Below are 16,152 nucleotides of genomic sequence, written 5' to 3'. Positions count from 1 at the left end.
CTCCTTTCAGACGTCCAGCTCGACCGCGAACTTGGCGTTTTCCTGAATGTACTGGAACCGCAGCTCGGGCTTCTTGCCCATCAACCGCTCGACCAGATCGCCGGTTTCGCCCGGTTCGTCTTCGTCGATGGTGACGCGGATCAGCTTGCGCGAATTCGGGTCCATCGTGGTTTCCTTCAGATCCTTCGCGTCCATCTCGCCCAGACCCTTGAAGCGCGACACGTCGATCTTGCCACGGCCCCCCAGACCCTTCTCCAGCCAGATGTCCCGCTCGGCCTCGTCTTGCACATAGACGCGGTGCGCGCCCTGCGTCAGGCGGAACAGCGGCGGGCAGGCCAGATACAGATGCCCGTTGTCGATCATCGGGCGCATCTGGGTGAAGAAGAACGTCATCAGCAGCGCCGCGATATGCGCGCCATCGACGTCCGCGTCGGTCATGATGATGATCTTGTCATAGCGCAGATCGTCGACCCGGAACTTGCTGCCCAGATTGACGCCAAGCGCCTGACACATGTCCGCGATTTCCTGGTTGGCACCGATCTTGCCACTGGCAGCGCCCAGCACGTTCAGGATCTTGCCGCGCAGGGGCAGCAGCGCCTGTGTCTTGCGGTTGCGTGCCATCTTGGCCGAACCACCTGCCGAATCGCCCTCGACCAGAAACAGCTCTGTCCCCTCACGCGCGGTGTTGGAACAATCCGCCAGCTTGCCCGGCAGACGCAGCCGCTTGGTCGCCGTCTTGCGCGAGGTTTCCTTTTCCATCTTGCGCCGCAGACGTTCATCCGCCCGCAGGATCAGGAAGTCGAGGATCGCCCCCGCCGATTTGGTATCCGCCGCCAGCCAGTTGTCGAAGTGGTCACGCACCGCGCCCTCGACCAGCCGCCCGGCCTCGACCGTCGCCAGCCGGTCCTTGGTCTGGCCGACGAACTCCGGCTCGCGGATGAAGCACGACACGAGGGCCGAGCCGCCGACGATCAGATCCTCACGGGTGATCTGTGCCGCCTTCTTGTTGTTCACCAGCTCGCCATAGGCGCGCACGCCCTTCAGCACGGCGGCCCAAAAGCCCTGCTCATGGGTGCCGCCCTCTGGGGTCGGGACGGTGTTACAGTAGGACTGGATGAAGCCATCGCGGGCAGGCGTCCAGTTGATCGCCCATTCGACACGCCCCGGCACGCCAAAGCGTTCCTTGAAGTCGACGCGCCCCGCAAAGGGACGATCGGCATAGGTGGTGATGCCCTTCATCGTCTCGCTGAGGTAGTCGGCCAGACCGCCGGGAAAGTGGAAAACGGCCTCAAGCGGCGTCTCACCATCATCAATCGCGGTTTTCCAGCGGATTTCCACGCCTGAGAACAGATAGGCCTTGGAGCGGATCGACTTGAACAGCCGCGCCGGTTTGAACTTGTGGCTGCCAAAGATCTCGGCATCGGGGTGGAAGGTGGTCGTGGTGCCGCGCCGGTTCGGCGCCGCGCCCATGTCCTCCAGCGGTCCCTGCGGGATCCCGCGCGAGAATCGCTGCTGCACCAGTTTGCGATCCCGCGCCACCTGCACGACCATATGATCGGACAGCGCGTTGACCACGGATGCACCGACCCCGTGCAGACCGCCCGACGTCTCATAGGCCTTGCCACCGAACTTGCCGCCCGCGTGCAGGGTGCACAGGATCACCTCCAGCGCGGATTTGCCGGGGAACTTCGGGTGCGGATCGAACGGCATGCCCCGCCCGTTGTCGCGGATGGTGATCGAGCCGTCGGCATGCAGATCGACCTCGATGCGGTTGGCATGGCCCGCCACCGCTTCGTCCATCGAGTTGTCCAGAACCTCGGCGACCAGATGGTGCAGGGCGCGCTCGTCGGTGCCGCCGATATACATGCCGGGGCGTTTGCGAACAGGCTCCAGTCCTTCCAGAACCTCGATCGAGGAGGCGTCATAGGTTTCCGGGCCCGCGCCGTTCAAAAGATCGTCTGACATGTGCTGCTCTCGGTGCTTATTGTTGGCGGCCATTATGGCAGTGCGCCCGGCCGGGGGAAAGGCCTGTGGCGCAGAGGGGTCGCATTCAGGGATGACGCCGCGTGAACAAAGGGCCGGAGCGGGCAAGTCTTGCCCGTTTCCGGTCTGTTCCCGAGGCGCGCACCGCTATTCGTAGTTGCGCACCGCGCCGCGTACCAGCTTCATCGCCGGCCAGAACAGCTCAAACGTTGCCATGACCGCATCGTCGAAGCCTTTTTCCGGGCGGGGCAGGTCGGCCCAGACGGTCAGCCCCTTGTGGCGCAGCAGAGGCCCGCGCGGGTGGGTTTCGGAATAGGGCGGCGGCACCCGCTTCAGGCTCGGCGCGCGCAGGTTGGCGCCCTGCGCCATCAGTGCGCCGATGGCATCGTCGATGCGGTCGCCATGCTTGCCCGCCAGCGCCACGCGCCAGCGCTCAAGCGCCTCGCCCTCGAATTTCATGTAGCCCGCACCGACCCGGATCCGGTCCAGTTCGATCCGCAGGAACCAGCCCAGCGGCTGGTCGTCTTCGGCGGGGGCGTTCCACATCATGTGCAGATGCGGCTTGAAGGGCGGCTCGCCCTTGGCAAATTTCTCGTCCCGCTCAAGGCCGAACAGGGTGGTGGTGCAGGCACCGCCGGTCATCTCGGCGAGTCTGGGGCGCAGGCTGTCCAGCAAGGCCTGCGCGGGCGCGCGCAGCTTTGTCTCGAACTCGGCCGCATTGGCCTCGAACCACTCGGTCGAATTGTCGTCATTCAGTCGGGTGCAGAAATCCTGCGCCTCGGGCACCAGTGTGTCGAATGCCTCACTCATCATGCGGTCCTCTCATAGCTGCGGCGGGCACATCGCCACGTCGCCCCCCCTTTACGGCAAAATCGCGCAAAGCCCACTGCCGTTTATGGCCAGAGAGGCCAAAGCCCGCTGTCGTGCGCGCCAAAACGACGTAAAGCCGGCGCTCGTTCCAAAGCGGAGCGAGCGGTTTTGCACAATTACAGCCTCCGCCTGTGCGCGTTGCACCCTCTTGCCCAGTGGGCCGCCCCATCGTAAGGCCTGTCCATGATCCCTGCCATGACATATCCCCAACACATCCGGGCCATCCTTGTGCTCGGCCTTCCCCTCGCGGGCAGTCAGCTGGCGCAGGTCTCGCTGTCGCTGGTCGATGCGATGATGCTGGGCTGGTACGACACCACCGCGCTGGCGGGCGAGGTGCTGGGCGGCTCGCTGTTCCTGATCCTGTTCCTTGCGGGCACCGGCTTTGCCTCTGCCGTGGCGCCCTTGGTGGCGGCGGCCGAGGGGCGCGGCGACATGACCCGGGCGCGGCGCGTGACGCGCATGGCGCTGTGGCTGTCGATGGGCGCGGGCCTCGTCTGCCTGCCGATCCTGCTGAACGCCGAGGCGCTGTTCCTTGCCCTTGGGCAAAAGCCCGATGTGGCCGAGCAGGCGGGCCTCTACCTCGATATTCTGGCCTACGGGATTTTCCCCGCCCATGCCGCGATGGTGCTGAAAAGCCACCTCGCCGCGATGGAGCGGACCCGCGTCGTGCTGATCGCCATGCTGGTTGCCGTCGCGGTCAACGCGGCGGGCAACTACGCGCTGATCTTCGGCGAATGGGGCGCACCTGAGCTGGGGATTCGCGGGGCCGCCATTGCCTCGCTGGTGATGCACTTCGCCACCGTGGTCTTTCTGGTGATCTACGTGCAGCGCTCGATCCCTGAGCACGCGCTTTTCGTGCGCCTCTGGCGACCCGACTGGGAAGTCATGGGCGATGTCTTCCGCCTCGGCTGGCCGATCGGGCTGACGCTGGTGGCCGAGGTCGGGCTGTTCGGCGCCTCCTCCATCATGATGGGCTGGGTGTCCGAGACCGCGCTGGTGGCCCATGGCATTGCGCTGCAGATCACCTCCGTCACCTTCATGATCCACCTCGGCCTCAGTCAGGCGGCGACCGTGCGGGCAGGCCGCGCCCATGGCCGTGGCACGATCTCGGACCTCAAGCGCGGTGCGCGTATGGCGCTGGTGCTCTCGGGCATTGCCGTGGTCGCGACGATCATCGCCTTTGTCACTATCCCCGGTGCACTGATGGGCCTATTCATCGACCCCGAGGCCCCGGCCCGCGCCGAGATCATCCGCGTCGGCAGCATGCTGCTGCTCGCTTCGGCGGTGTTCCAGCTGGCGGATGCGTTTCAGGTCATGGCGCTTGGCCTGCTGCGGGGGTTGCAGGACACGCAGCGCCCGATGGTCTATGCCGCCGTCAGCTATTGGGTGGTCGGCGTGCCGACCTCCTATGTCCTTGGCTTTACGTGGGGGCTGGGCGGCGTCGGTGTCTGGCTGGGGCTCGCGACCGGGCTGGCGCTGGCCGCTGTGCTGATGATGGCGCGGCTCTGGCGCACCATGATCCCCGCCGTTCAGGCCGAGGTATCGGCCCGGCTCGGCATCAAGGCCGGCACCGCCCGGCCCGCACCGCGCGTCTAGCCCTCAGGGGCGATCCGCTCTGCCTGCTTGCGCACCAGCACGCCGCGCAGATCATGCATCGCCAGCAAGAGCTGATCCGTCACCGCCTCCAGCTGCGCATCCGAGGCCCTGGCCTGCGCCCATTGCGCCGTCAGGTTCAGATGGTCCACCGCGCGATAGATATCGTCGATCTCGCGCGCGGCGAGGGTCGCCTGCCGATCCGTCATCCACACCTCAATGGCGCGGATATCCTCAGGCTCCAGCGCGCGGGTGCCATGCGCCTTGATCTCGCCATTGCGGATATTGGCGCTGGCGATCTGGTCCATCTCGACCCGCCGGGACCTGCCCTGCGGATCGAGACGAAAGACAAAGGCGCCGTTCTCGCGCACACGAAAGAAGTACTGCGGCAGATCAGACATCGACGCTCCCCTTGGCTGGACCCAGCCGAGGTTTACGACAAAGTTGCGCAGAAATCCTGAATCCGCCCGCAGGCCTCTTTCAGCGCTTCGTCCGAGGTGGCGTAGGAGATGCGGAAGTTCGGGCTGAGGCCGAAGGCCGCGCCAAACACCACCGCGATCCCCGTCTCCTCCAGCAGCGCCGTGGCAAAGGCCTCGTCATCCTCGATCACCGTGCCGGCTTTGCTGGTCTTGCCGATCAGGCCCTTGATCGACGGATAGACGTAGAACGCCCCCTCCGGCACCGGGCAGGTGACGCCCTCGATCGCGTTCAGCATGCCGCAGACCAGATCGCGGCGCCGCACGAACATCTCGTTGTTGGGGGCGATGAAATCCTGCGGCCCGTTCAGGGCCTCGACTGCCGCCCACTGGCTGATCGAGCAGGGGTTGGAGGTGCTCTGGCTCTGCACCTTGCGCATCGCGGCAATCAGCTCGACCGGGCCCGCTGCATAGCCGATCCGCCAGCCGGTCATCGCATAGGCCTTGGAAACACCATTGACCGTCAGCGTGCGCTCATAGAGCTTCGGCTCGACCTCTGCCGGGGTGCAGAACTTGAAGTCGCCATAGGCGAGGTGCTCGTACATGTCGTCGCTCATCACCCAGACGTGGGGATGGCGCAGCAGCACATCGGTCAGCGCTTTCAGCTCGTCCCAGGCATAGCCCGCGCCCGTCGGGTTCGACGGAGAGTTGAAGATCAGCCATTTCGTCTTGGGGGTGATGACGGCTTCCAGCGCTTGCGGAGTGATCTTGAAATCATCCTCCAGCGTCGCCTCGACCGTCACCGGCACACCGCCCGCCAGCAGCACCATATCCGGGTAGCTGACCCAGTAGGGGGCCGGAATCACCACCTCATCGCCGGGATTCAGCGTTGCCATCAGCGCGTTGTAGAGCACCTGCTTGCCGCCGGTGCCGACACTGACCTGCGCCGGGGTATAGTCGAGCTTGTTGTCGCGCTTGAACTTGGCGCAGATCGCCGCCTTCAGCTCGGCAATGCCATCGACGCCGGTGTAGCGCGTCTTGCCCGCGTTGATCGCGGCGATGCCAGCGGCGCGGATATTTTCCGGCGTGTCAAAGTCCGGCTCTCCGGCGCTCAGCCCGATGACGTCCTGACCGGCGGCCTTCAGATCGGCGGCCTTGTTGGTCATGGCGATGGTGGGCGAGGGTTTGACGCGGGACAAGGTGTCGGACAGAAAGGCCATGGGCCGCACTCCGGTTTGTAATTGGGGTCGACCCGTCTTAGGCTGGTCCCCACAGCCGTTCAAGGCAGATCGGCCTGCAACAGGGGAAGACTGATGACGGATGATTGGTACAGCGCTGAAAACGCCACCTTCGGCGACCGGATAGAGGCGGCAAGGTCTGCCGCGGGCATGACGCAGGGACAGCTCGCCAAACGCCTCGGCATCAAGCTCGGCACCCTGCGCAGCTGGGAGGAGGATCTGTCCGAGCCGCGCGCCAACAAGCTGCAGATGCTGGCGGGGCTGCTCAACGTCTCGTTCACCTGGCTGCTGACGGGCGAGGGCGATGGCGTCGCCCCCCCGGACGAGGTTGAGGCCCCGGCCCCCGATCCCGGCGTGCTCGAGGCGCTGCAGGAAATGCGCACCCTGCGCACCCAGATGACTGGCATGGCCGAACGGATCGGTCTATTGGAAAAACGCATCAGGAAATCGCTCAAGGAACCCACCGCATGACCGAACCCGTGCCCACAGGCGAGGCCCGTGAAACCCGGCTGAAGCGCCTGCACATGCGCTCCATGCGCCGCGGCATCAAGGAAATGGACATCATCCTGTCGCGCTTTTCCGAAAGCCTGGCGGATCTGAGCGACAGCGACCTCGACGCCTATGATCAGGTGCTGGCGCAGAACGATCAGGATCTCTACCAGTGGGTCTCGGGGCAGGAAGCGCCCCCCGCCGCGCTGGCGCCGATGATCACCCGCATCGCGCAATATCCCTGAACGGACCGATCCCGGAGGCGTGGCTGCAGACGCAGAAGACCGGCTGCGCCACGCTCCGCCATGGTTTGGCGAGGTTTCGTTAACCACGGAACGGTCTATCCATTTGGAATTAACATAATTTTCGGGAATTTCATCCAATTTCCGTCCGACAAGAATGGACGGAGAACTTGGATGAGCATTCAGAACGCGATCGGGCCGCGCACCGCGCCACAGGGGTTCATGACGGGCTACCTGGATACCCTCGCGCTGGTAGAGCGTCTGCATCGCCTTTTGCTGGACGTGATCAAGGATGAATTCGAACGCGTAGGCGTGCTCGAGATCAACGCGGTGCAGGCATTGCTGCTGTTCAACATCGGCGAAAACGAGGTGACCGCGGGCGAGCTGAAAAGCCGTGGCTACTATCAGGGCAGCAACGTCAGCTACAACCTCAAGAAACTGGTCGAAATGGGCTACATGCACCACGAGCGATGCGAGATCGACCGCCGCTCGGTCCGTGTCCGCCTGACGAAAAAGGGCCGCGACATCCGCGACGTGGTGGAGGAGCTGTTCGTGCGCCATGCCGAAGGTCTGGAACATCGCGCTGTCATCGACCTCAACGGGCTTGAGGGAATCAACACCTCGTTCCGGCGCATCGAACGCTTCTGGACCGACCAGATCCGCTATATCTACTGACGGGTGTCCCCCGTCAGTGGGCCAGACGGGCAGAAGCCCGCAGGCATCAATCTCGGCGCTGCGCGTCCCTGTTTCGGGAATCGCCAAGAGGCATCACTCGGCTGCTCTGATCTGCGCCTCGCGCACCGCATCGCCCAAAGGACGCCCCTGTGACACCGATGGGAACTCCAGCTCTTTCAGCAGTTTGCGCACCATTGCCGCCTCAAAGTCACGAAACCCAATTGCGGCTTCGGCGAAAGCATCCGGGCCACGCAGCACGTAAGCGCGGTAATAGGCCATCAGCTGAGCAATGCCGCCCGCGCCCCTGTCGGCCTCGCCTATGACCAGCCCGTTCACTGTCAGCGGGCCCATGTCGACCTCTCTGGGGTGAGGCCCGGTGTTGTGTATCCCGTCGCCCGAGACATCCAGAACCTGCCGCCAGCATGTCCCCTGCGCCGCCAGAGAAGCCGCGCCAAAGCGCATCGCCGCCCCAATCGCGGTCGAGGGATCCATCTGCACCCGCGCAACCCGGCGCAGTTTCTGCTGCAGGGCGCTCAGCGCCTCGTCGCCGCTGATCACCGTCCAGGGTGCCAGCACCCGTTGATTGTCTGGCCCGGACCACTCGAACACCATCAGCCGCACCGGCGCATCGGGCATCTGCATCAGCGCCTCGCGCACCTGTGGATTGTCCAGCGCTGCGGCCAGCCCGTCCAGCTGCAAGCGGTATTCGGTATCATCCACCGATCCCGACACATCCAGCCCCAGCGCCAGCGCCTGCCGACAGGCCTCTGCCTGCGCGCCAAGGGGCAGCAGCGCCAGAAGGGCCGCCATGACAACACGCCTCATCCGCAACATGTCTCCACCTTCGCCCGCTCACCCACCTGCATGTCATTGATCTCACGAAACAGTTTCAGTGTCATGGCGCGATGAAAATCCTCGAACCCCTCGGCGGTGATGACGAAAGCCCCGGGCCCGCGCAGGATCTGGTCCCGGTAGAACTGCAGGACGCCCTCGTCCGGGCCCAGCACGGCCAACCCATTCACCGTGACCCCGTCGAAGGGAAAGTGCTTGTAGGCCAGCGCCGGGGCAAAGCCCTCATTGTTGATCCCATCGCCCGAGACATCCATCACCTGCCGATCGCAGGTGGGGGCCGCGCGCAGCATCCCCGCGCCGAACCCCAGAGCATAGCCCGAAGCCGTCGGAAAACCGCTGTAACTGCGCTGCGCCTGCGCGATCGCGGCGATGGCCGCCTCCAGCGTCGCCACATCGCGCAGCAGCACCCAAGGCAGGATCACCGCCTGCTGCTGCCGCCCGCTCCATTCAAACACCGACAGCGCCACGCCGCCTTGCCCATTCAGGATGGCGCGCTGGATATCCGGGGCCCGCAGCGCCGCCGCCAGGCCATCCCGCTGCAGGGCATATTCGCCCTCGTCGACCGAGGCGGACACATCCAGCGCCAGCACAAGCGCCAACCGACAGGGCGCCGCCGCCAACTGCGCCGGTGAAAGTTCAGCAAAAACAGTGCCAGACTTTGCAGAGCTTTCCTCCGCCGCGCTCATCCCGGCGCCAAGCGCCGTCGTCAAAACCGCCCCGAGAGCGCGGCGCAGCCACGGCCCCCACCCAAAGGGCAGGGGCCGTTTCACAGTCTGTGGACCTACCAATGACCCGTGTTCGACATGCTCAGCCAGGGTTCTGCGGGCTCGAGCGAGCCGCCCTCCTGCAGCAGTTCGACCGAGATATTGTCGGGCGAGCGGACGAAGGCCATATGCCCGTCGCGCGGCGGCCGGTTGATCACCACACCGGCATCCATCAGCGTCTGGCACATCTCGTAGATATTGCCGACGCTATAGGCGAGGTGGCCGAAATGGCGGCTGTCGCTGGGCAGATCATCATCGCCATCCCAGTTGTAGGTCAGCTCGACCGGGCACTCTTCCTGCCCCTCAGCAGCCATGAAGATCAGGCTGAAGCGCCCACCCTCGTTGTCGATCCGCCGGGTTTCCTTCAGCCCCAGCAGCTCGAAAAATGCCATGGTCTTCTCAAGGTCCTTCACGCGAACCATCGTATGCAGGTAACGTACCTTCATCGCAAAACTCCTTGTCGCCCCACCTCTGGCGGGCCGTCTGTCATCTTTCCGGTGCCGCACCGGGCGGCACCACCATGGCGCTGAACCTAGCAGTCCCGCCGCCCATGTCGACGCCAAAACCTGCTTCTTGCGATCGGGCGAGGTCACATGCCTCTCTGCTTGGGGATCGAGGATTTTTCTCTCCCTTTCGAAAAGGTAAAGTGATCTAAGCCCGATTTTGAGGAAAGGATTCGCCCATGCCGCTCTCCCCCGACCAGCAGGCCGAGATTGATGCGCAGCGCAGCGCCACCGCCAGCACACTGCGCGCCACCGTTGCGGGCATGGAGGCGCATCTCTACACCGCGCATCCCGTCCTTGATCACGGCTTCGTGCGGGTGATCGACTATATGGGCGACGATGCCGCGATCTGCCAGGCCGCCCGCGTCTCCTACGGCAAGGGCACCAAATCGGTGCAGAACGACGAAGGCCTGATCCGCTATCTGATGCGCCACTGGCACTCGACCCCCTTTGAGATGTGCGAGATCAAGCTGCACGTCAAACTGCCGGTCTTCGTTGCCCGCCAGTGGATCCGCCACCGCACCGCCAACGTCAACGAATACTCCGCGCGTTACTCGATCCTGGATCGCGAATTCTACATTCCCGCGCCCGACGCGCTGAATGCGCAATCCCAGATCAACAATCAGGGCCGCGGAGAGCTGCTGGAGGGCGAAGAGGCCGCCCGTGTTCTCGAATTCCTCAAGGCGGACAGCAGCCGCGCCTATGACCATTACCAGGACATGATCAGCCAGGACAACGGCCAGCAGGGCCTCGCGCGCGAATTGGCCCGCATGAACCTGCCCGCCAATATCTACACGCAATGGTATTGGAAGGTCGATCTGCACAACCTGCTGCATTTCCTGCGGCTGCGCGCCGACGCCCACGCGCAATACGAAATCCGCGTCTATGCCGATGCCATGTGCAAGATCGTCGCCGACTGGGTGCCCTTCGCCTACAAGGCCTTCGAGGATTACCGCCTGGGCGCCGTCACCATGTCCTCCCAGATGATGGACTGCCTGCGCCGCATGCTGGCGGGCGAGGCCGTGACCGAGGAAAACTGTGGCATGAGCAAACGCGAATGGCGCGAATTTCAGGGTTTTCTGGAATAACTTGACAGATAGGTCCCCCTGACAGCCAATGACGGGCTCAGGGGGACTTCATTATGACAGGCTTGGAAAGCGCAATACTGGCCTTGGCCAAACGCTTGACCGATTTCTCAGAAACCATTCAGACCGAAGAAGCCGTCAAGACGTCCGTGATTTTGCCCTTTCTGCAGGCGCTCGGCTATGACGTTTTCAATCCGGCTGAGGTGGTGCCCGAATTCACCGCCGATGCGGTTGGCAAAAAGGGCGAAAAAGTCGACTACGCCATCAAGACCGGCAACGACATCTCGATCCTGATCGAATGCAAAGGATTGAACACCCAGCTCAACGAAAAACACCTCTCGCAGCTGTTTCGCTATTTTACCGTTACGAATGCACGATTTGCCATCCTGACCAACGGCCGCGAATATCGCTTTTTCTCCGATCTGGACGAACCGAACAAGCTGGACCGACGTCCTTTCCTGATTTTCGATCTGCTGGATTTTTCCAGCTCCGGCCTTAACGAGCTGTCGAAATTCTCCCGCAGCACCTTTGATATCGACAATATCCTGCAGCAGGCCGAGCGCCTGAAATACGTCTCTCTGATCAAGCGACTTCTGGCCGGCTGGATGGAGGCCCCGCCCGAACCGCTGGTCAAACTGATCGCCGCGCAGGTCTACGACGGTCGCTCCAGCCTCGCCCTGCGGGACATGCTGACCACCGCCACCACCGCCGCCTTCAAGGAGCTTGAGCGCGATAAACTCAGGGCCCGGCTGTCCAGCGCCCTCAGCGATGCTCCCGAAGAGCCCGCCCCCGGCCTGCCCGACACCCCACCGTCCGACGCCACCGACACGACAGAGGAGGAGATCGAGGGCTGGCTGATCGTCAAGACCCTGCTGCGCGGCCATGTCGCCCCGACCCGCATCACCCTGCGCGACGCCAAAAGCTACTGCGCGGTGCTACTGGATGACAACAACCGCAAACCCCTCGCGCGCCTGCACTTCAATCGCGCCAGAAAATACATCGGCCTTTTCGACGGCGAGTCAGAGGAGCGCATCCCGATCACCGATCTCGACGACATGATGGAGCTGCGCGACCGCCTTCTCGCCACCCTCACGAAATACGCCGCCTGAGCGGGTTCTGTTGCACCACCCACATGTTTCCCTGTGCCCAATATCCCAGGGGGCCGCAGGCGGGGGCAGCGCCCCCTCGACCGCTCCATCCGCGCCGCACCCGAGGATTTCGCACCGTTCAATTACCGTTCAAATACCGACCGGATACCGACATCCCAAATTACGCCCTTTTCAGCCTCCCGATCCGAAAACTCCGCCCTGCGCCAAGATTGCTGTGATCCAACCCACGGTCCCCGGCGTACCCTTCCTGAAACACCGCCCGGGAGGCCCCATGCAAACCCTCGTTCTCTACCTCGTCACCGCCGTGATCTTCCTAGGCCTTGACGCCGTCATGCTGAAATTCGTCATGCGCCCCCTGTTCGAGAGCCACTTGGGCGATCTGGTACGCGAAGACCCTCGCCTCGGCCCCGCCGCGATCTTCTATCTCTTCTACGTCGGCGGCGTCCTGTGGTTCGTGTCCCTGCCCGCGATGGCGTCAGGGTCTGCCTCCCAAGCCCTTGTAAACGGGGCTATTCTCGGCGCCATGGCCTATGGCACCTATGAGTTCACCAACTTCGCCACCCTGCGCGGCTGGGCGCCTCAGATGGTCGCGACAGATCTGATATGGGGCACGGTGCTGACCGGTTTCTCGGCGTTCCTCGGCGTGCTGATCCTGTCGCGCCTTTTCCCGACACCGTCCTGAAAACAGCAGCCCTGACCGCAGAGCCGCAATAAACTCCTGTCGAATTTCTGTCATGTTTCTGTTACACTTTGGGCAGAGCAGACAGGGACCGACCATGATCACCCGCATCGCCACACGCAGAACCCCACCAGTCAACCCACTGATACCATGTGCTTTAATCGCCATGTCGCTGAGTCCTGTTCAGGCCGCATCACCGATTTCCGAGGTGATCTGCGACACCAGCCCGGCGATGCAGAAGCGACTGACATCCCGCCTTGGCAGCAGACGCGAGGCCATGGGGCTACACGGCCCCGAACAGGTGATGGAGCTCTGGACGGCCCCCAGCGGCGACTGGACGATGGTTGTCACCTATGCCACCGGCACCTCCTGCATCGTCGCCATGGGCGAAGACTGGCAGGGTGGCTTGTCGGACGGGTCCCCACAGAAGGACCCGGCCTGACGTCTTGATTTTGCTTGTAAATCGGGTGCCTGATCTGCAAGTGCCACGGTTGTCCTCCACGGCTCTTGCGCGGTACTCCGACCCGATGTTGGCTGACGCAGCGCCTCCGCGTACCGGCTATCGTTTACAAGAGCTTGAGATCTCCGGCCATTTCGCGGCCGTCGCGACCTTCGGACAGCTCATAGCCGACCTTCTGGTTGTCGGCTAATCCGGTCAGTCCGGACCGTTCGACGGCTGAGATATGCACAAACACATCCTTGCCGCCTTCTTCGGGTTCGATAAATCCGTAACCCTTTGTCGTATTGAACCATTTCACGGTGCCTACAGGCATTCCGTCTCTCCTTTTGCCTTTCCGTCCCGCCCGGGCGGGTCATATGTATCACGGCGCTTGAGTGCGAAAATTCACCACTTTCGCGCCATGCGACATGGTCAGGATTGCATTCGTTTTGTAAAAAGCAAGCAAAACAAGGGCCGCGCCGTGGCGCAGCTTTGCAATTGTGCGAATGACAGGCAGGGAGACGAAAATGAATGTCTATGGAATCAAGGCCTGCGATACCTGTCGCAAAGCGTTGAAAGAGCTCGGCAATCCGGAGCTGACAGATATCCGCACCGATGGTCTGCCTGAGGAGCTGTTGCAGCGCGCTGCGGAAACCTTTGGCGACGATCTTCTGAACCGCCGCTCGACCACCTGGCGCGCGCTGGACGAGGCGACGCGTGCCCGCCCGATGCGCGAGTTGCTGCGCGAACACCCGCTGTTGATGAAGCGCCCCCTTATCGAGCAGGGCGAGACTCTCTATCTGGGGTGGACACCCGAGGTGCGCGCGGCGCTGCTGGGCTGATCCTACACTCTCGGCGGAGGTCCTGATTTGCGCAATGCGGCTTTGATACTGGGTTTGATTGGCGGCCTCATGGGTCTGTTCATGGGCGTCATCGGCTACGGATATACCAGTGCAATCAATGCCTTCGGCGAGGTTGACGGGTTGTTCACGCAGGTGGCCGATGTGCAGGCCCTGCGCACGGCGGCAGTCCTCGCCCCCATCCTCGGCCTCGCAGGGGCGGGGATGGCGCTGTCGCGCGCGCTCTGGGGCGGTCTGCTGATGCTGGCCTCTGTCGCGGGGATGTATTTCGGCTTTGGTATCAATGCCTTCACGCTTTTCCCGATCAGCTTTACCGGCGTTGCTGCGCTTCTCGCCTTGGCCGCTGGTCGGCCGGACGAACCGCAGCGGCATTTCTGAAGATCAGCCGGTCCAGCGACAGCGCGCCACCACCCCTCGTCACAAGCACCACCAGCAGAAACACCCAGAGCGCACGCTGATCCAGGATCACGCCGTCCGGCATCCGGTCAAACCACGCCCCGAGCGTTTCCGGCTGGTCGATGCCGCCATGGCCGAACAGATCGGTCAGGCTCTGCACGACGATGAAGCCAATCATACCCAGTGCCGACATGCGCGTCAGCAGGCCCAGAACAACGAGCATGGGCAGAAGGAATTCGGCCCAGGTTCCGGCGACAGTCACCGCCCACTGAAGTAGGCTCAGCCGGGAGGCATCATAGCCAACCGCTTCAAAAGAATTGGGAAATATCTGCGCATAGGCGCCGATTGAAGGGCTGAGAAAACCCAAGGCTCCCTCACCCAGCTTGGTCAGGCCAGAGGACCAGAAGTACACAAGCAACACCGCCGCGAAGACGAAGCGCGCCAGTACGGGCAGCAGGGGCGACAGGCGGTCCAGCGGGGCCGTCGGGTCTGTCATAGCGGGGTCTCCATGCAAGTGATTGCCTGCGCCGACAGCAACAACGTCAGCAGGCCTGTCGGGTCAAAATCTCGCGTCTCTGTCGTGGCGGCCTCATAGGCCACGACGACGTTGGCACCCGCGATGATGGCCTCAAGGAAGGCCGCGCCGCCCGCAGGCAAGGCCAGTGGCTGCGGGTCATAGGCGGGCCGCACCACCACCACATCTTGCGCCTGCGCACGCGGCGGGGGGGCGTCCCCGGCCTGCGCGGACCGCCAGATGTCGTGCAGTGGCCAGTCCGATCGCAGCACGCGCAGGGCAGGGGCGAGGGTGATCCGGGCGGTCTCAAAACGCTCACCAGCCCATAGAGCCAGAGCATCAGCGGCAACGGGAATGCCATCTGCGGCGTGATAGGACGCGCGCATCGCCAGATCCAGACGTGCGGCGTCCGGCAGGTACCCGAGGTGGGCAAGCGGTTGAAACTCCGTCAGAAAAGCGGGCATCGCGGCACCGTAGCGAAACATCAGCGGGCTGTCGGGTGGGCTCTGGCGCAGGAACAGGCCCGCAATCCGGCGCAGGTTTTCCGCTCCGATCAGGCGGGCGACGGTCGGAAAACCCTCGACCAACGCTTCGCTCAGCCCGACGGCGACGGTGTTGCGATAGACGGCAAAGCGCTGCCCGGCCGCGCCGCCATGACCATCGATCAGCCCCTCGGGCACGGCGCTCCCGACCTCCAGAAGCGCTGTACGAAAGGTGCCTTGATCCGGCCCCTTCATGCCATGACACCCTGCAAGGCTGCGGCCGCGCGCGCGGCCTCCGCAGCCAGAACAGGCCAGTCAGGCACTTCGGTGTCCCATTCCACCAGCACGGGGCGGGGACCTCCTTTGGCGAGGACAGCGTCCAGCAGCACCCAGACCGGATCACAAACAGCATGTCCGTGGCTGTCGATCAGCAGCGGACGGCCTGCGTCATCGGCATCCTCGTCATGGCCGCCCAGGTGCATCTCGCCGACCTTTTCCAGTGGGAAATCATCGATATAGGCGCGCGGGTCTACCCCTAGGTTCACAGCCGAGATGAAGACGTTGTTGATATCCAGTAGCAGCCCGCAGCCGGTGCGCTGGCTGACCTCGCGCAGAAAGGCGGTCTCGCTCATCTCGCTTTGCGCGAAGGCGAGGTAGGAGGAGGGGTTCTCCAGCAGCATCTGCCGGTTCAGCACCTCCTGCACCTGATCGATGTGATTGCAGATGCGGTTCAGGCTGGATTGCGTATAGGGCAGGGGCAGCAGGTCGTTCAGAAAGGCGCCGTCATGGCTCGACCAGGCGAGGTGCTCGGAAAAGCGCGCCGGGGCCAGCCAGTCGCAGAGGTGGCGCAGGCGGCCCAGGTGCTCCGCGTCCAGCGGCCCTTCGCTGCCGATGGACAGCCCGACGCCATGCACCGAAATCGCGAACCGCTCGGACAGGTGGCGCAGCTGGGCCAGAGGATAT

At 63.6% G+C, this 16,152-nt stretch carries 20 protein-coding genes and 1 pseudogene; 10 read left to right on the top strand and 11 right to left on the bottom strand.

Going from position 1 to position 16,152, the window contains the following annotated elements:
- Window positions 1-6: 6 nt before the first annotated feature.
- Together parE and F3W81_RS10570 are read right to left on the bottom strand one after the other, a co-directional pair.
- A complete protein-coding gene (gene parE, locus F3W81_RS10575) occupies window positions 7-1,965 on the bottom strand; it encodes a DNA topoisomerase IV subunit B (RefSeq protein ID WP_193079136.1) in 1,959 nt (652 codons plus the stop codon).
- A 165-nt stretch (window positions 1,966-2,130) separates the two neighbouring features.
- The gene (locus F3W81_RS10570; RefSeq protein WP_193079135.1) at window positions 2,131-2,793 is read right to left on the bottom strand and encodes a DUF2461 family protein; all 663 of its coding nucleotides are present in this window, start codon (window positions 2,791-2,793) and stop codon (window positions 2,131-2,133) included.
- A gap of 243 nt (window positions 2,794-3,036) precedes the next feature.
- Here F3W81_RS10570 and F3W81_RS10565 point away from each other — a divergent pair, with 243 nt between their 5' ends.
- Entirely contained in the window at window positions 3,037-4,449 is a 1,413-nt protein-coding gene (locus tag F3W81_RS10565) for an MATE family efflux transporter (RefSeq protein ID WP_193079134.1), read from the top strand.
- Here F3W81_RS10565 and F3W81_RS10560 read toward each other — a convergent pair.
- Together F3W81_RS10560 and F3W81_RS10555 are read right to left on the bottom strand one after the other, a co-directional pair.
- Window positions 4,446-4,847 (bottom strand): hypothetical protein, encoded by a 402-nt coding sequence (locus F3W81_RS10560; RefSeq protein ID WP_193079133.1) that lies wholly within the window; start codon window positions 4,845-4,847, stop codon window positions 4,446-4,448. The genes F3W81_RS10565 and F3W81_RS10560 overlap by 4 nt on opposite strands.
- Window positions 4,848-4,879: 32 nt before the next feature.
- Complete coding sequence (locus F3W81_RS10555; protein WP_193079132.1) at window positions 4,880-6,082, bottom strand: pyridoxal phosphate-dependent aminotransferase; 1,203 nt, start codon at window positions 6,080-6,082, stop codon at window positions 4,880-4,882.
- 93 nt (window positions 6,083-6,175) lie between these two features.
- On the opposite strand from F3W81_RS10555, the gene F3W81_RS10550 reads away from it, so the two are divergent.
- The 3 genes from F3W81_RS10550 to F3W81_RS10540 all read left to right on the top strand — a co-directional run bounded on the left by F3W81_RS10550 (window position 6,176) and on the right by F3W81_RS10540 (window position 7,506).
- Complete coding sequence (locus F3W81_RS10550; protein WP_193079131.1) at window positions 6,176-6,571, top strand: helix-turn-helix domain-containing protein; 396 nt, start codon at window positions 6,176-6,178, stop codon at window positions 6,569-6,571.
- Window positions 6,568-6,834, top strand: a complete 267-nt coding sequence (locus F3W81_RS10545; protein WP_193079130.1) for an FAD assembly factor SdhE — start codon at window positions 6,568-6,570, stop codon at window positions 6,832-6,834. Before F3W81_RS10550 ends, F3W81_RS10545 begins: the two co-directional genes overlap by 4 nt.
- Window positions 6,835-7,005: 171 nt before the next feature.
- Window positions 7,006-7,506 (top strand): MarR family winged helix-turn-helix transcriptional regulator, encoded by a 501-nt coding sequence (locus F3W81_RS10540; RefSeq protein ID WP_193079129.1) that lies wholly within the window; start codon window positions 7,006-7,008, stop codon window positions 7,504-7,506.
- 93 nt (window positions 7,507-7,599) lie between these two features.
- Here F3W81_RS10540 and F3W81_RS10535 read toward each other — a convergent pair whose 3' ends face one another.
- The 3 genes from F3W81_RS10535 to F3W81_RS10525 are packed head-to-tail and all read right to left on the bottom strand — an operon-like array spanning window position 7,600 to window position 9,568.
- Complete coding sequence (locus F3W81_RS10535; RefSeq protein WP_226941637.1) at window positions 7,600-8,331, bottom strand: DUF1194 domain-containing protein; 732 nt, start codon at window positions 8,329-8,331, stop codon at window positions 7,600-7,602.
- Window positions 8,328-9,128 carry a DUF1194 domain-containing protein gene (locus F3W81_RS10530; protein WP_226941636.1) on the bottom strand — a complete coding sequence of 267 codons (801 nt, stop codon included), beginning with the start codon at window positions 9,126-9,128 and terminating at the stop codon, window positions 8,328-8,330. Before F3W81_RS10530 ends, F3W81_RS10535 begins: the two co-directional genes overlap by 4 nt.
- An 11-nt stretch (window positions 9,129-9,139) precedes the next feature.
- Window positions 9,140-9,568 carry a VOC family protein gene (locus tag F3W81_RS10525; RefSeq protein WP_193079127.1) on the bottom strand — a complete coding sequence of 143 codons (429 nt, stop codon included), beginning with the start codon at window positions 9,566-9,568 and terminating at the stop codon, window positions 9,140-9,142.
- A 236-nt stretch (window positions 9,569-9,804) separates the two neighbouring features.
- Between F3W81_RS10525 and thyX the strand changes: the two genes are divergently transcribed.
- From thyX to F3W81_RS10505, 4 genes are all read left to right on the top strand, one after another.
- Window positions 9,805-10,713: an FAD-dependent thymidylate synthase gene (gene thyX, locus F3W81_RS10520; protein ID WP_193079126.1), complete on the top strand. Its 909-nt coding sequence runs from the start codon at window positions 9,805-9,807 to the stop codon at window positions 10,711-10,713.
- Between the two features lie 53 nt (window positions 10,714-10,766).
- Window positions 10,767-11,819, top strand: coding sequence for a type I restriction endonuclease (locus F3W81_RS10515; RefSeq protein WP_193079125.1), 1,053 nt, complete (start codon window positions 10,767-10,769; stop codon window positions 11,817-11,819).
- 271 nt (window positions 11,820-12,090) lie between these two features.
- Window positions 12,091-12,501: a DUF2177 family protein gene (locus F3W81_RS10510; protein WP_193079124.1), complete on the top strand. Its 411-nt coding sequence runs from the start codon at window positions 12,091-12,093 to the stop codon at window positions 12,499-12,501.
- 163 nt (window positions 12,502-12,664) lie between these two features.
- Complete coding sequence (locus tag F3W81_RS10505; RefSeq protein WP_226941635.1) at window positions 12,665-12,940, top strand: hypothetical protein; 276 nt, start codon at window positions 12,665-12,667, stop codon at window positions 12,938-12,940.
- A 124-nt stretch (window positions 12,941-13,064) separates the two neighbouring features.
- On the opposite strand, the gene F3W81_RS10500 is transcribed toward F3W81_RS10505, so the two are convergent.
- Window positions 13,065-13,271: a cold-shock protein gene (locus F3W81_RS10500; protein ID WP_193079122.1), complete on the bottom strand. Its 207-nt coding sequence runs from the start codon at window positions 13,269-13,271 to the stop codon at window positions 13,065-13,067.
- 193 nt (window positions 13,272-13,464) lie between these two features.
- On the opposite strand from F3W81_RS10500, the gene F3W81_RS10495 reads away from it, so the two are divergent.
- Both F3W81_RS10495 and F3W81_RS10490 read left to right on the top strand, forming a co-directional pair.
- Window positions 13,465-13,779: an ArsC/Spx/MgsR family protein gene (locus F3W81_RS10495; RefSeq protein ID WP_193079121.1), complete on the top strand. Its 315-nt coding sequence runs from the start codon at window positions 13,465-13,467 to the stop codon at window positions 13,777-13,779.
- A gap of 27 nt (window positions 13,780-13,806) precedes the next feature.
- Window positions 13,807-14,175 (top strand): hypothetical protein, encoded by a 369-nt coding sequence (locus F3W81_RS10490; RefSeq protein ID WP_193079120.1) that lies wholly within the window; start codon window positions 13,807-13,809, stop codon window positions 14,173-14,175.
- Here F3W81_RS10490 and F3W81_RS10485 read toward each other — a convergent pair.
- The 3 genes and pseudogenes from F3W81_RS10485 to bufB form a co-directional block, all read right to left on the bottom strand.
- On the bottom strand, window positions 14,108-14,689 hold the full coding sequence (locus tag F3W81_RS10485; protein ID WP_193079119.1) for a DoxX family protein: 582 nt from the start codon (window positions 14,687-14,689) through the stop codon (window positions 14,108-14,110). The genes F3W81_RS10490 and F3W81_RS10485 overlap by 68 nt on opposite strands.
- Window positions 14,686-15,444, bottom strand: coding sequence for an HvfC/BufC N-terminal domain-containing protein (locus F3W81_RS10480; protein WP_193079118.1), 759 nt, complete (start codon window positions 15,442-15,444; stop codon window positions 14,686-14,688). Before F3W81_RS10480 ends, F3W81_RS10485 begins: the two co-directional genes overlap by 4 nt.
- Window positions 15,441-16,148: pseudogene (gene bufB / locus F3W81_RS10475) on the bottom strand (MNIO family bufferin maturase); the annotation flags it as partial. The pseudogene bufB and the gene F3W81_RS10480, both read right to left, overlap by 4 nt.
- Window positions 16,149-16,152 lie beyond the last annotated feature (4 nt).

It is taken from the genome of Pseudooceanicola spongiae, from assembly GCF_014899185.1.
Lineage (GTDB): Bacteria > Pseudomonadota > Alphaproteobacteria > Rhodobacterales > Rhodobacteraceae > Pseudooceanicola > Pseudooceanicola spongiae.
Note: the sequence above shows the minus strand (reverse complement) of the source record. Positions and strands in the feature narration are given on the sequence as shown.